Raw genomic sequence first — 13325 nt, 5'->3', positions numbered from 1 at the left:
GCCACACCATTCGACGGAGTCGCCCATGCTTTCCCCTTTCGCGCGCGCATGCCTGAGCTGTCTCGTCCTCCTGCTGGCCGCCCTGCTGGGCGGATGCGCCACCGCGCTCTCACCTGGCGAAGCGCAAGCCGTGGCCGGCAAGACCTATGTCGTCACCGGCGCGTCCAGCGGCCTGGGGCGCGGGGTGGCCGAGCGCTTGGGGGAAATGCGCGCCAACGTGGTGCTGGCCGCGCGGCGCGGCCAGGTGCTGGAAGAAGTCGCGGCGCGCATCCAGGCCGCCGGCGGCACCGCCCTGGTGGTGCCTGGCGACGTATCGCGCCAGGAAGACATGCAGCGCCTGCTGGACGCTACCCTCGCGCGCTTCGGGCGGGTCGACGTCTGGATCAACAATGCCGCCGTGGGCGCCATCGGCCGCTTCGACACGATTCCCGTCGAGGACCATGCGCGCGTCGTCGACGTCAACCTGAAGGGTGTGATCTACGGCAGCCACCTGGCCCTGCAGCAGTTCAAGCGCCAGGGCGGCGGCACCCTCGTGAACATCGGCTCGGTCGAGAGCGTGGTGCCGCTGGCCTACCACGCGTCGTACGCGGCCACCAAGGCGGCCGTGCTGGGCCTGGGGCGGGCGCTGAACGAGGAGCTGCGCCTGGCGGGCGTGGGCGACAGGATCCGGGTCGCCACCGTCATGCCCTGGGCCACCGACACGCCGTTCTTCGACCACGCAGCCAACTATTCGGGCCGGCGCGGCCGCATGATCATGATGGACGACCCGGCCATGGTGGTCGACGTGATCGTGCGCGCCTCGGTCTATCCGCGCGAGGAAGTGCCGGCCGGCTGGAAGGCGCGCGGCGCGCTCTGGGCGCACCAGCTCGCGCCCGACACCACCGAGCACCTCTCGGCGAATATCGCCCATGCCGAGCAGTTCGAAAAAGCGTCGCCCCTGGCGCCGACGAGCGGCTCGGTACACCAGCCGATGCAGGAAGGCACCGGTGTCGACGGCGGCGTGCGCGCCCGCATGAAGCAGGAAGACGCCGCCCGCAAGGCCGGGCGCTAGTACTCAGGCCGCCAGGCGCCGCAGCATGGCGGCGATGGCCTCGACCACGGCGGTATCTTCCCAGTAGCTGTTGTGGGCGAAGGGGTTCCAGCTGCGCAGCAGCAGGCTGGCGACGCCGCCGCTGGCATTGATGGCCCGGTCTTCCACCAGCACCCGGTAGCCGCTCGAGAGCGGCTGCAGCGGCCAGCCCAGCACGTCGTCCGGATCGTAGAAGTTGATCCACTTGAACAGCTGGGTCGGCGGCGCGATCGGGATGATGTGCATCTCCTTGTGCGCGGCCACGAAGATCGGGATGTTGCAGCCCGTCGTCACGAGGCCGGCGCAGGTGCCGGCGGAGAGGAAGGTTTTTTCGCTCGCCGTCAGCGGGCGCGTGAAATGCGTCTCGGCCCAGGCGTCGATGTTGCGCCAGATGCCGGCGCCGACCGGACGCCCCGCCATCGCCTTCTGGGCGTCGTAGATGTAGCTCGACAGGACCTGGCAGCCGAGCGACTGGGCGACGAAGACCACGGGCATGCCGGGCCGCACGGCGTGCGCCGACAGCAGCGCCTTGGCGATCTCGCCCTGCGCCTCTTCGTAGACCGAGCCGGGAATCTCCTTGCGGTTCTCCAGCCCGGCCGCGTCGCCGAAACCGTAGAGCACGAACTTGCGCAGGTCGGCATAGCGCAGCGGCGCCCGTCCCTGCATCCTGCGCCAGACCTCGGTCTCGTTGTCCTGCAGGATCTTCTGGTAGTAGGCCGAGCGCATCACTACCTTGCCGGAGGTCGCCCCCAGCAGTCCGCGCAGGCGCCCCATCAGCGCGTCGGCATAGTCGTCAAGGGTTTCCCCCATCCCGTGCACCGTGATCAAAGCCACTTCAGCCATGGCGTCCTCCCCTTCCACGGCCGACGCAAGAGTAAACCCGCAGCCGTTTTTTATGGGGACAGCGTACCAGTTTTCGCGTCCGCGCAGGTGTTCAGTCTGCGCGCTACCATGGCGGTTTTCATCCTGACAGGAACCACGATGCCCGAGGTGCTTTTCAGCCGCTACCGCGAGGCGATCCGCAGCCTCGACCTGGCGACGGTCGCCACGCCCGCACAAATCCCTCCCGCCTTCCTGCTCGGCCGCGAGGGCCGCTACAGCGCCCACTACATCCCCTTCGAATCGATCCACGAGCACGCCCGCGTGGTGGTGGTCGGCATCACGCCCGGCTTCGTGCAATGGAAGAATGCGATGCGCGAGGCCCAGGGCCAGCTGGCGCAGGGCAGCGACGACGCGGCCCTGTTGCGCGCGGCCCGGCTCGCGGGCGCCTTCAGCGGCGCGATCCGCCCCAACTTCGTGGCCCTGCTGGACGCGATCGGCGTGCAGCGCTGGCTCGGCATCGCCAGCTGCGCCACCCTGTTCGACCAGCACGCCGGCCTGGTGCAGGTGAGCGGGATCCTGCGCCACCCGATTTTTGTCGACGACAAGAACTACAGCGGCTCGCCGCCCATGTGCAGGAACGCCTTCCTGCGCGAGCAGGTGCTGCGCTACTTCGCGCACGAAGCGCGGCAGTTGCCGGATGCGCTCTACATTCCGATGGGCGGGAGCGTCAGCGCCGGCCTGGATTGGCTGGCGGAGGAAGGGGTGATCCGGCGCGAGCGGATCCTGCATGGGCTGCCGCATCCGTCGGGGGCGAATGCGGAGCGGGTGGCGTATTTTCTGGGGCGGAAGGACAGGAGCACCCTGTCGGCGAAAACCAATGGGGCGCAGATCGATGCGGCGCGTGAAGCATTGTTGGCGCAGATGGCGCAGTTGTAGGGTGTACGGCTCTGCCGTACGCGCGTTCAAGCAGTTCGTGAATTCAGGCGTCGCATTTATTCCGATACTGTTTGAACGCGCGGTCGGCGAAGCCGACCACCCTACGCGATAGACAACGCGAACTCTGCCACGCCATCCACACCGCCGCGCAGCCGGTCGCCCGGCTTCAAGGCTGCAACACCGGCCGGCGTGCCCGTGTAGATCAGATCCCCCGGCGCCAGGGTCACCAGCCGCGACAGGGACGCAATCACATCCGGAATCGGCCAGATCATCTCGTTCAGATTGCCCTCCTGCTTCACCTCGCCATTCACCTCCAGCCAGATGCGCGCATCCTGCGGATGGCCAAGCCGGGCCGCCGGCACCAGGTCGCTGCACGGCGCCGAGGCGTCGAAGCCCTTGGCCATGTCCCAGGGCCGGCCGCTGTCCTTGGCGACCGCCTGCAGGTCGCGCCGGGTCAGGTCCAGGCCCACGCCATAGCCCCACACCAGTTCCAGGGCCCTGGCCGGGTCGATGTTGGTCCCGCCCGCGCCCAGCGCCATCACCAGTTCGACCTCGTGGTGCAGGTCCTGTGTGGCGGGCGGATAGGGCACGGCGCCGCTGGCCGGCACCACGGCGTCGGCCGGCTTGCTGAAGAAGAAGGGAGGCTCGCGGTTCGGGTCGCTCCCCATCTCGCGGGCGTGGGCGCCGTAGTTGCGGCCGACGCAGAACACGCGGCGGATCGGGAAGCGTTGGTCGGAATTCGCCACACCCAGCGAAGGCTGGACGGGCGCCTGGATCACATAGGAAGACATGCGGAACCTTTCATGGAACGACAAGCGTCCATGATAACCGCGCTGGAGCGTTCTAGCCGGCCTGCTGCCGCGCGGCGCCTGCCGCGACCGCATCCAGCACCCGTCCGAGTGCCGTCATGTCCACCGGCTTGACCAGGTGGTGGGCGAAGCCTGCCTCGATGGCGCGCTCGCGGTCGCGCGCCTGGCCGTATCCGGTGATGGCCACCAGCACCGTGCCGCTGGTCTCGGGCATGGCGCGCAACTGCTGCGCCAGCTGGTAGCCGTCGATGTCGGGCAGGCCGATGTCGACCAGCATGGCGTCGGGCCGCTCGGCGCGCGCGCGGCGCAGTCCCGAGCGCGCATCGTATTCGACCGCCGTGTGGTAGCCCTGCACGTTCAGCAGCGTGGACAGGCTGTCGGCCGCGTCGGCGTTGTCGTCCACCAGCACCAGTCGCAGCGGACGCGCCAGCGCGGCGCCGTCCTCTTCCACCTGTCCCCCGGGGCCGGGCACGCCGTCGCAAGGCGCTTCCACGCAGGGCAGCGTCACGGTGAAGCGGCTGCCCTGTCCCACGCCGTCGCTTGCCGCTCCCACCTCGCCCTCGTGCAGTTCGACCAGGCGCTTGACCAGGGTGAGGCCCAGTCCGAGGCCGCCCTGCGAGCGCGCCAGCGTGCGGGCGCCTTGCGTGAACAGGTCGAACACGTTCGGCACCAGCTCGGCCGGCATGCCGGATCCGTTGTCCGATACCGTCAGCACCATGCGCCCGTCCCTCTCCTGCAGGTGCAGCGTGATGCGGCCCGCCTTTTGCGTGTACTTGGCGGCATTGTTCAGGATGTTGGCCACGCTCTGCACCAGGCGGGTCTGGTCGCCGCGCACATGGACCGGGCTATCCGGCAACTGCAGCTCGACAGCATGCTCTTTCTCTTGCAGCAAGGGGCGCGCCTGGTCCAGCGCGCCCGAGACGATGTCGCGGAAGTCCACCACGCCGAGCTTGAGCTTGACGAGCCCCCGGGTGACGCGCGAGACGTCCAGCAGGTCGTCGATCAGGCGGCTCATGTGGCGGACCTGGCGGCTGATGATGGTGCTGGTCTGGCGGATGCGCGGCTCGTCCTTGAACTGCATCGACAGCAGGCTCGCCGAGCTGCTGATCGGCGCCAGCGGGTTGCGCAGCTCGTGCGCCAGCATGGCCAGGAACTCGTCCTTGGTGTGGCTCAGGCGCTCGGCCTGCACGCGCGCCGCGCGCTCGCTCTGCAGCAGCGCATCGCGCTCGCGCGCCGACTTCTGCGCCACCTCGTAGAGGCGCGCATTGTCCATCGCGATCGCCGCCTGCGCCGCCACGCCGGCGACGATACGTTCGGTGCGCTCGGTGAACATGCCGGGTTCCGGATGGCCGAACAGCAGGCCGCCCAGCACCGTGCCGGAGCGCGACACCACCGGCACCGCCAGGTAGCTGCGCACTGCGAAGTGGCCAGGCGGCATGCCGCCGTCCTGGCCAAGGGCCGCGTAGCGCGGGTCGAGCGTGATGTCGTCGCTCCTCACCGGCCCCTCGTTCTCGAAAGTGGGACGGAATACGGCCGTGGCGCGCGGCATGCCGAGGCGCGCGACTTCTTCGCGCGCGGCGCCGGACAGGGTATAGAGCTGCAGCGTCTGTCCCTGCTCGTCTTCGCCGTGATAGAAGAAGGCGCCGAAGCGCGCCCCGGCCAGCTCGGTGCCGGCATCGGTGATGGCCTGCAGCAGGGTCTCCAGGTCGAGCGTCGAGGCCAGCGCCTGGCCGGTGCGGTTGACCATCTCGAGCACGCGCTTCTCGTCGCGCAGTGACTCCTCCACGCGCGCGCGGCGCACCACTTCGCGGGTGTGGCGGGCCACGTCCTCGGCCAGCGCCACTTCTTGGTCGGTCCAGTGGCGCGGATGCGGCTCGTGCAGGTAGAAGATGGCTGCCATCTGCCCCGCTTCGATCAGCGGCACGATCACCATCGAACGCGCCCCGATGCTGGCATAGCCGCCCGCATAGGGCGCGGCGCGCGCATCCAGGGCGATGTCGTCGAGGCGCAGGGTGCGGCCGCCGCGCAGCTGGGCGATGATGCCCGGCCCGAAGCTGTCCAGCGGACGCGATTCGCCGGCCAGGCTGGCGACGCTGCCGTCGGTCCAGTCGCGGTCGACGCTGACGCTGCGTTCGAGCATGCTCACTTCGCCGTAGCCGACCCGCGCCACCCCGAGGTATTCCCCGGTCAGGCTGCTCGCCGCTTCCATGATGGCGGACGTGTCGACCAGTCCACGCAGGGTGTCGGTGAGTTTCAGGTGGAAGGCGTGGCGGTGCTCGGCCAGAACGCGCGAGGTGGTGTCGGACAGGACGAAATAGATGCCGATGACGTCACCGTGATGGCACACCGGCGTGATCGAGGCCGAGAAATAGCGCCGCTCGATGCGGCCGTTGCGGACCAGGTTGGTCAGCGAGTTTTCCAGGTGCACCGGATTGCCGGCCATCGCCTCCAGGATGTGAGGCTGGAGCTGAGGCCATAGCTCTGGCCGCACCAGCGGAAATGGCTGCCCCATCGCTTCCGGGTGCTTGTCGCCCAGCAACTCGGCATAGGCGTCGTTGTAGAACAGGCGCAGCTCGGGCCCCCAGGCGATGAACATGGGGAAGTGCGAGGCGACGATCAGGTCGGCGATCGCCTGCATGCCCTCGGGCCAGCTGTCCGGCTTTACGGAGGGGAAGACCGGACAGGGAAGCTCGGCCTGGGCCGCCGGCACACTGGCCACGGCCGCCGCGCCTTCGGGCAGGCAGGAAAAACTGCGTTGGATGCTCATCAGGATGCCCCAGTTCGATTCCGCACGGCAGCCGGTCGCAGGTATGGGAGAACCTGTCGCCGTCGTTTATTGTATTGCCGATAACTTTTTGTAATCGAAAAATTATAGCGATCAATCACAAGAGGCCGCGCCCGATACAGCCCAGTATGCATTTTTGCAATGTGTCAGTACGCGCCGGCGCTGAGAAAGCGCGCCTCCGGCAAGCCGCGCACGCCAAGCTCCCGCCGGAACAGGGCGCCCGATAATGGCGCGGCCGCGCGATCGTTCGCCGTCATTCCCTGGTGCGCCGTCGTGACGAACAGGGTCGACAGGTCCGGTCCGCCAAAAGCCGGGCAACTCGGCTGCGGGGCGTCGAGCGTGACGATGCGGTCGATGCCGCCGTCCGGCGCGAAGCGGATCACCTGCCCCGCCCCCCAGCGCGTGCTCCACAGATAACCCGCCGCATCGATGCAGGAACCGTCCGGTTCGCCGGGCGCTACGTCAGGCGCGACAAAGGTGCGCGGCTCGCCCACTTCCCCGCTGCAGGGGTTGTAGGGCGCACAGCGGATGGTGCGCGTGGACGAATCGGCGAAGTACATGCGCCGCCCGTCCGGGCTGAAGCAGATGCTGTTGGCGATCGCCGCCGTCCCGATCGGCAGGCGCTCGAGCGAGAGATCGAGGTTCAGGCGGTAGAAGCCGCCCAGCGCGGGCTTGGGATCGTCCTGGTTGAACATGCCGAACACGAAGCGCCCCTGGCGGTCGCAGCGTCCGTCGTTCAGGCGGGTGGATGGCAGATGGGCCTCGACCTCGCAGATGCGCCGGATGGCGCCGGTCGAGAAGGTGAAGAAGGCCAGGCCTGACGCCAATCCAAGCAGCAGGCGGTCGTCGCTGCCCGTCAGGGCGAAGCAGCAGAGGCGCTCGGGCATCGGCCAGCTGCGGGTCTCGCCGGTGGCGGGTGTGTGCGCCCACAGCCGGGAAGCCGGAATGTCGGTCCACAACAGGCGCCCGGTGCGCTCGCACCACAGCACGCATTCGCCCAGTTCGTGGCGGGTGTCGAGGAAGACCTCCATCAGGGTTCGGTCGAGAAGCGGAAGCGCGATTCGGTCCGGTATTCCTCGCCCGGACGCAGGATCACGTTCGGGAAGGCCGGCTGATTGGGCGAATCCGGGAAGTGCTGGGGCTCGAGGCAGAAACCGCTGCGGTGCCGGTAAGGGCCGTTCTTGCCCTGCAGCGTGCCGTCGAGGAAGTTCCCGCTGTAGAACTGCACGCCCGGCTCCTCGGTGAACAGTTCCAGCACCCGGCCCGAGCCGGGATCCACCACGCGAGCGGCACGCGTCATCGCTTTCGCCCCCGGCTTGTTCAGCACGAAGTTGTGGTCGTAGCCCTGGCCATTGCGCAGCTGTTGGTCGGCTTCGCCGATGCGGCTGCCGATCGGGCGCGGGCTGCGGAAGTCGAAGGGCGTGCCGTCCACCGGGGCAAGTTCGCCGGTGGGGATCGACTCGGCGTCGATGGCCACGAAGGCGTCGGCATCGATCAGCAGGAGGTGGCCGAGGATGTCGCCGCTGCCGGCCAGGTTGAAGTAGCTGTGCTGGGTCAGGTTGACTGGCGTGGCGCGGTCGCACACGGCGTGAAAGCGCACCACCAGCTCGTTGTCGTCCGTGAGGGTGTAGGTGACGGTCGCGTCGAGATTGCCGGGGTAGCCCTGCTCGCCGTCGCGGCTGCGGTAGGACAGGCGCAGGCTGTCGCCCTCGACGGCGGCCTGCCACTTCACCTTGTCGAAACCGGGGTCGCCGCCGTGCAGGTGGTTGTTGCCGTTGTTGGCGGGCAGCTGGACCTCCTGGCCGTCGAGCGTGAAGCGGCCCTTCGCGATGCGGTTGCCGTAGCGTCCGATCAGGGCGCCGAAATAGGGACTGTCGCTGCGGTAGGGCTCGAGCGTGTCGAAGCCGAGCACGACGTCCGCCAGGCGGCCGTCGCGGCCTGGCGCGTGGAGTTCGGTAATGACGCCGCCGAAGTCGATGATCTTCGCCACCAGGCCATTGGCGTTGGCGAGCGTGAACCGGGTAATGGCGCTGCCGTCCGGCAGCTGGCCGAATGGCGCTTGCGTGATGTCGGGTCGCACGTGCTGTGGTCCTCGCGTGAGTCGGCCGCAGGGCCGCGGTGATCAGGATGACAAGATGCTAGCACGCCCCTTCGATGACCCGCGCAAAGCAGCAAGCGCTCGGTTTTGTTACATAAACGCAACAGCCCTACGTATTAACACCTAGGTCTTGTTCCAGATCGTGCGGCTTTTTAACCACACGCACATGCTTCTCAAAAAACGTGTAAGGAAATTGCAAATGTTTATTGGCATCATTTCCACGGTGCTGGTAACGTGACTGTCTGACAAAACTGCATTTGTGACCATTTACCACTCCCGCACCACGTCCGCGAGGACGCACATACACTACTGGAGACCATCAATGAAGAAAACTAGCCTGGCCCTTGCCCTGTTGTCCCTCCTGCCGCTGGCGGCCCATGCACAGACCAGCGTCGTGGTCTACGGCGTCGCCGACGCCTCGATCGGCGTCGAGAACACCGACGCACCGGGCGAAGGCCACCGTACCGTGATCAGCTCCGGCACGCAGTCGACCAGCCGCATCGGTTTCCGCGGCACCGAGGACCTGGGCAACGGCCTGAAGGCGCTCTTCAACATCGAAGCCGGCGTCGCCCTCGACAACGGCGCCCAAGACGCGGCCGGCACCTTCCAGCGCCGCGCCGTGGTCGGCCTGCAGGGTTCCTTCGGCACCATCACCATCGGCCGCGAATACGGCCCGATCGCCGCGGTGGCGCAGTCGGCCGACCCGCTGGGCCATGGCTTCTACGGTTCGACCCTCACCAGCTTCGGCACCAACCGCCTGACCCGCCGCCTGTCGAACTCGGTCAACTACAAGAGCGACAGCCTGAACGGCTTCACCGTGCTGGCTTCCTACAGCGCCGGCGAGCGCAACGTCGATCCGTCGAACGACCTGTGGGGCGCCGCCGTCGAGTACAAGAACGGCCCGATCTACCTGGGTGGTGGCTACCAGGAGACCGAAGCCCAGATCGGCCCGAACAACAAGGAATACGCGCTCGGCGCGGGCTTCACCGCCGGCGCCTTCGACTTCCGTGCGGCCTACCTGGAAGCCGATCCGGCCGGCGTGAACAACGAATACAAGTTCACGACCGTGGGCGGCGTCTACACCATGGGCCCGAACAAGTTCTACGCTTCGGTGCACCAGCAGAAGCTGGAAACCGGCGCCAAGGGCAACGGCTTCTCGCTGGCCTACAGCTACACCCTGTCCAAGCGCACCAACCTGTACACCAGCTACGGCAAGGTGCGCAACAACGGCCGCGGCGTCTTCGGCCTGGGGTCGGCCGGCGGCACCTTCGCTCCGCCGACCACCGCCCTCGGGGCCGATCCGTCGGTATTCAACGTGGGCGTGCGTCACTCCTTCTAAGCGACACGGCGCAAACGAAAACGGCGAGCCTTGCGGCTCGCCGTTTTTGCTTCATGGGGGCTGCGCCCCGCGCCTTACGCCAGCAGCGCCTGCCCGGCAGGCCGCGGCGCCGGCACGGGCTGCGGCGCCTGGCGCGCCTGGCCGGCGTCGACCTGGAACACCGCCATCGCCGCGGTCAGCTTGGCGGCCTGCTCCTTCATCGCCTCGGCGGCGGCCGCCGCTTCCTCGACCAGGGCCGCGTTCTGCTGCGTCACGTTGTCCATCTCGACCACCGCCTGGTTGATCTGCTCGATGCCGGCGGTCTGCTCCGCGCTGGCCGAGCTGATCTCGCCCATGATGTCGTTCACGCGGCGCACGCTGTCGACGATTTCCTGCATGGTGGCGCCGGCTTCGGCCACCAGGCGGCTGCCGCTCGCGACCTTGCTCGACGAATCGTTGATCAATTCCTTGATTTCCTTGGCTGCCGCCGCCGAACGCTGGGCGAGGTTGCGCACCTCGGTCGCCACCACCGCGAAGCCGCGGCCCTGCTCGCCGGCGCGCGCCGCTTCGACGGCCGCGTTCAGCGCCAGGATGTTGGTCTGGAAGGCGATCCCATCGATCACACTGATGATGTCGCTGATCTTGCTGGAGGAGGCATCGATGTCGGCCATGGTGCCCACGACCTGGCCGATCACGGCGCCGCCTTTCTGCGCAACCTGCGAAGCCGCTTCGGCCAGCACATTGGCCTGGCGCGCGTTGTCGGCGTTCTGCTTGACGGTCGAGGTCAGTTCTTCCATCGAGGACGCGGTTTCTTCCAGCGAGGATGCCTGCTGCTCGGTTCGGCTCGACAGGTCCTGGCTGCCGGCCGCCACTTCCGAAGCGGCCACGTTGATGGTGTCGGTGCCGCTGCGCACGGTGCCGACGGTGCGCGCCAGGTTCTCGTTCATGGTCTTGAGGGCCCGCAGCAGCTGGCCGACCTCGTCGCGGGTGGTGACGTCGATGCGGCTGGTGAGGTCGCCGGCGGCGACCGTGTTCGCCACTTCCAGCGCGCGCCGCACCGGCGCCGTGATCGAACGGGTGATCAGCCAGGCAACCACGCCGGCCAGCGCCAGCGCCAGCGCGCCGAGCGCCCACATCAGGCGCGAGGTGTTCTCGTAGGTGCGCTGGGCCTCGGCAGCCTTGTCCATCGCGATCGACTTCTGCAGAGCGGCCTGCTCGTCCAGGGCCTTCCGCATGGCTGCCAGCACCGGGCGCACCTCTTCGGCCAGGTGCTGCCGCGCTTCCTCGTCCAGGCCATCGTTGACGTGCTTGATCAGCTGCTCCTGGCCGGCGGTATAGCGCTGCGCATGCGTGTTCATCTCGGCCAGCAGCTGGCGGGCGCGCGGATTCTGCAGGGTTCGGTCCAGTCCGCGAGCAGGCGATCGACTTCCTTGCGCGAGGCGAGGATTTCCTCATGCTGCTTCCGGCGGTCCGCCTGCTCGCTGGTCAGCATCATGTTACGCAGCGCGATCGCGATGTCGTTGACCTCGTCGATCAGGCTGTTGGTCGCTTCGATGCGCGGCATGCGCCCGTTGACGATCTCGTCGGTGCCATCGTTGATACGGCCAAGCATGTGATTGCTCATGGCGACCATGCAGACGAGCATGGTGCAGATCGTGGCAAAGCCCAGTCCCAGGCGCTAGCCGATGTTCAGGTTTGCAAGATTCATCGTTCTCTTTCTGTTGCGAGCAGCCCACCCGCGGGGTTGGTCAAACTCAGGCAGCCTGTTTCATGGCCGCGATCAGGCCCAGCTGCTCGGAGCTCATCAGGCGGTCGATGTCGAGCAGGATCAGCATGCGTTCGTCGATCGTGCCCAGGCCGGTGATGTAGTCGCCGTCGGAGGTGCTGCCCATCTCGGGCGCCGGACGCACCTGTTCGGGTTCGAGGGTGACGACGTCGGAGACGCTGTCGACCACCATGCCGATCACGTGGTTCTTGATGTTCAGGACGATCACGACGGTGAACTGGTCATAGGTCGGCTCGCCCAGGTTGAACAGGATGCGCATGTCCACGATCGGCACGATCGAGCCGCGCAGGTTCTGGATGCCCTTGATGCAGGCGGGCGCGCTCGGCAGCAAGGTCGGCTCTTCGTAGCCGCGGATCTCCTGCACTTTCAGGATGCTGATCGCGTACTCTTCCTTCCCGAGGCGGAAGGACAGCACTTCGTTTTCTTCGGTCGTCTTGGCTGCGTCCATGATTGGGTTCCCTTGTTCTTGAACTGAATTGAGTAATTGCTGTAGCGCAACAATACATTACGTCCAAGTTGGTGCGGATGCGATGGAGAAGATGCAAGACCGCGAAAATATTCCCTTTCCCGGTGCGAAATATGGCGTAGGTACAACGTTTCGCCTGTCTGGATGCCACGGTGTCCATACGGAAAAGCTGGCACGCATCGTGCATGATCACCTTGGCACATCCGAAGGAGAGGCCATGATCATCCACCGACTCGACACCCGCGCGATCCGCGAGCTGCGGCCGCAGCTGGCCACCCTGCTGCTGGATGCGGTCGCCGACGGCTTTTCGCTCGGCTTCCTGGCCGGGCTCGACGACATCCAGCTCGCGGCCTACTGGGAGGGCGTCGGGCACGAGGTCGCGCGCGGCAGCCGCGTGCTGCTGGGGGCCGAACAGGACGGCATGCTGGTCGGGACCGTGCAGCTCGCCTTCCCGCAGGAGCCGAACGCCGGCAACCGCGCCGCCCTGGAGAAGCTGCTGGTGCACTGCACCGTGCGCCGGCGCGGGGTCGGCACCGCCCTGCTCCAGGCGGCCGAGATCGAGGCGCTGGGACTGCGCCGCGGCCTGCTGTTCCTGGACACGGAGTCCGGTTCGGGCGCCGAGCGCCTGGTCGACCGTGCCGGCTTCATCCGGCTCGGCGAGCTGCCCGACTTCGCCTGCAGCCCGAACGGACACTGGCGGGCGGCGGCGATCTGGTACAAGACGCTGTTCCCGCGCAGCCGCCGCCCATGAGCGCTCCTTCCCTCCTGACACTGACGGACCGCATCGGCCACGCGGCGCGGGTGCACGGCGTGCTGGCCCTGCCCTGGGAGCGGCGCGGACGGGCGCGCCTGCGCGCGCTGCTGGCCTCGGGCGAGGCGGTGACGCTGGCCATGCCGCATGGCAGCCGGCTGCGCCACGGCGACCTGCTGCGCGGCGACGATGGCCGTGTGGTGCGCGTCGTCGCCGCACCGGAGCCCACCTATGCGCTGCGCTCGCCCGACCCCGCCGTGCTGGCACGCTGCGCGCTGCTGCTGGGCCGGCGCCGGATCGCCGCCCAGGTCTGCCCCTGGGGCCTGCGCATCCGCGCGGCGCCCGCCCTGCGCGCCCTGGTCGCCGCCATGGGCGCCGATGTGCACGAGGAGCTGGCGCCCTTCGAGCCGGAAGCGGAACCGCCCCAGCATGGCGGGGTAGCCGGCCGGAACGGCGCGCCGGCGCTGGACATCGACGGCGCCTGA

Annotated in this window: 11 protein-coding genes and 1 pseudogene; 5 read left to right on the top strand and 7 right to left on the bottom strand. The window is 67.8% G+C overall.

All coding sequences use genetic code 11. From position 1 onward, the window contains the following. Window positions 1-25: 25 nt before the first annotated feature. Window positions 26-1051 (top strand): SDR family NAD(P)-dependent oxidoreductase, encoded by a 1026-nt coding sequence (locus NX780_RS15000; RefSeq protein ID WP_258828678.1) that lies wholly within the window; start codon window positions 26-28, stop codon window positions 1049-1051. Window positions 1052-1054: 3 nt separating this feature from the next. On the opposite strand, the gene NX780_RS14995 is transcribed toward NX780_RS15000, so the two are convergent. Then, window positions 1055-1912, bottom strand: a complete 858-nt coding sequence (locus tag NX780_RS14995; protein WP_258828677.1) for a hypothetical protein — start codon at window positions 1910-1912, stop codon at window positions 1055-1057. Between the two features lie 138 nt (window positions 1913-2050). Between NX780_RS14995 and NX780_RS14990 the strand changes: the two genes are divergently transcribed. Beyond that, on the top strand, window positions 2051-2827 hold the full coding sequence (locus NX780_RS14990; RefSeq protein ID WP_258828676.1) for a hypothetical protein: 777 nt from the start codon (window positions 2051-2053) through the stop codon (window positions 2825-2827). Between the two features lie 101 nt (window positions 2828-2928). On the opposite strand, the gene NX780_RS14985 is transcribed toward NX780_RS14990, so the two are convergent. From NX780_RS14985 to NX780_RS14970, 4 genes are all read right to left on the bottom strand, one after another. Next, window positions 2929-3618 carry a fumarylacetoacetate hydrolase family protein gene (locus NX780_RS14985; RefSeq protein WP_258828675.1) on the bottom strand — a complete coding sequence of 230 codons (690 nt, stop codon included), beginning with the start codon at window positions 3616-3618 and terminating at the stop codon, window positions 2929-2931. A 52-nt stretch (window positions 3619-3670) separates the two neighbouring features. Beyond that, window positions 3671-6403 (bottom strand): hybrid sensor histidine kinase/response regulator, encoded by a 2733-nt coding sequence (locus tag NX780_RS14980; protein ID WP_258828674.1) that lies wholly within the window; start codon window positions 6401-6403, stop codon window positions 3671-3673. 164 nt (window positions 6404-6567) lie between these two features. Then, window positions 6568-7452, bottom strand: coding sequence for an SMP-30/gluconolactonase/LRE family protein (locus NX780_RS14975; RefSeq protein WP_258828673.1), 885 nt, complete (start codon window positions 7450-7452; stop codon window positions 6568-6570). After that, window positions 7452-8501 (bottom strand): aldose epimerase family protein, encoded by a 1050-nt coding sequence (locus tag NX780_RS14970; protein WP_258828672.1) that lies wholly within the window; start codon window positions 8499-8501, stop codon window positions 7452-7454. The genes NX780_RS14975 and NX780_RS14970 overlap by 1 nt, the downstream gene beginning before the upstream one ends. Before the next feature lie 340 nt (window positions 8502-8841). Here NX780_RS14970 and NX780_RS14965 point away from each other — a divergent pair, with 340 nt between their 5' ends. After that, window positions 8842-9858 (top strand): porin, encoded by a 1017-nt coding sequence (locus tag NX780_RS14965; protein ID WP_258828671.1) that lies wholly within the window; start codon window positions 8842-8844, stop codon window positions 9856-9858. 74 nt (window positions 9859-9932) lie between these two features. Here NX780_RS14965 and NX780_RS14960 read toward each other — a convergent pair. Both NX780_RS14960 and NX780_RS14950 read right to left on the bottom strand, forming a co-directional pair. Next, window positions 9933-11512, bottom strand: a pseudogene (locus NX780_RS14960) (methyl-accepting chemotaxis protein). A 79-nt stretch (window positions 11513-11591) separates the two neighbouring features. After that, the gene (locus NX780_RS14950; RefSeq protein ID WP_258828670.1) at window positions 11592-12071 is read right to left on the bottom strand and encodes a chemotaxis protein CheW; all 480 of its coding nucleotides are present in this window, start codon (window positions 12069-12071) and stop codon (window positions 11592-11594) included. A 235-nt stretch (window positions 12072-12306) separates the two neighbouring features. On the opposite strand from NX780_RS14950, the gene NX780_RS14945 reads away from it, so the two are divergent. Together NX780_RS14945 and NX780_RS14940 are read left to right on the top strand one after the other, a co-directional pair. Next, window positions 12307-12840, top strand: coding sequence for a GNAT family N-acetyltransferase (locus tag NX780_RS14945; RefSeq protein ID WP_258828669.1), 534 nt, complete (start codon window positions 12307-12309; stop codon window positions 12838-12840). Next, window positions 12837-13325, top strand: coding sequence for an urease accessory protein UreE (locus NX780_RS14940; RefSeq protein ID WP_258828668.1), 489 nt, complete (start codon window positions 12837-12839; stop codon window positions 13323-13325). Before NX780_RS14945 ends, NX780_RS14940 begins: the two co-directional genes overlap by 4 nt.

The organism is Massilia agri (assembly GCF_024753255.1).
Lineage (GTDB): Bacteria > Pseudomonadota > Gammaproteobacteria > Burkholderiales > Burkholderiaceae_D > Telluria > Telluria agri.
The sequence above is the reverse complement of the archived record's forward strand: the minus strand, read 5'-3'. Positions and strand labels throughout refer to the sequence as shown.

Excerpts from the sequence above, each read along its gene's own strand:
- NX780_RS15000 (WP_258828678.1), top strand. The coding sequence starts at position 26 with ATGCTTTCCCCTTTCGCGCGCGCATGCCTGAGCTGTCTCGTCCTCCTG.
- NX780_RS14995 (WP_258828677.1), bottom strand. The coding sequence starts at position 1,912 with ATGGCTGAAGTGGCTTTGATCACGGTGCACGGGATGGGGGAAACCCTT.
- NX780_RS14990 (WP_258828676.1), top strand. The coding sequence starts at position 2,051 with ATGCCCGAGGTGCTTTTCAGCCGCTACCGCGAGGCGATCCGCAGCCTC.
- NX780_RS14985 (WP_258828675.1), bottom strand. The coding sequence starts at position 3,618 with ATGTCTTCCTATGTGATCCAGGCGCCCGTCCAGCCTTCGCTGGGTGTG.
- NX780_RS14980 (WP_258828674.1), bottom strand. The coding sequence starts at position 6,403 with ATGAGCATCCAACGCAGTTTTTCCTGCCTGCCCGAAGGCGCGGCGGCC.
- NX780_RS14975 (WP_258828673.1), bottom strand. The coding sequence starts at position 7,452 with ATGGAGGTCTTCCTCGACACCCGCCACGAACTGGGCGAATGCGTGCTG.
- NX780_RS14965 (WP_258828671.1), top strand. The coding sequence starts at position 8,842 with ATGAAGAAAACTAGCCTGGCCCTTGCCCTGTTGTCCCTCCTGCCGCTG.
- NX780_RS14950 (WP_258828670.1), bottom strand. The coding sequence starts at position 12,071 with ATGGACGCAGCCAAGACGACCGAAGAAAACGAAGTGCTGTCCTTCCGC.
- NX780_RS14945 (WP_258828669.1), top strand. The coding sequence starts at position 12,307 with ATGATCATCCACCGACTCGACACCCGCGCGATCCGCGAGCTGCGGCCG.
- NX780_RS14940 (WP_258828668.1), top strand. The coding sequence starts at position 12,837 with ATGAGCGCTCCTTCCCTCCTGACACTGACGGACCGCATCGGCCACGCG.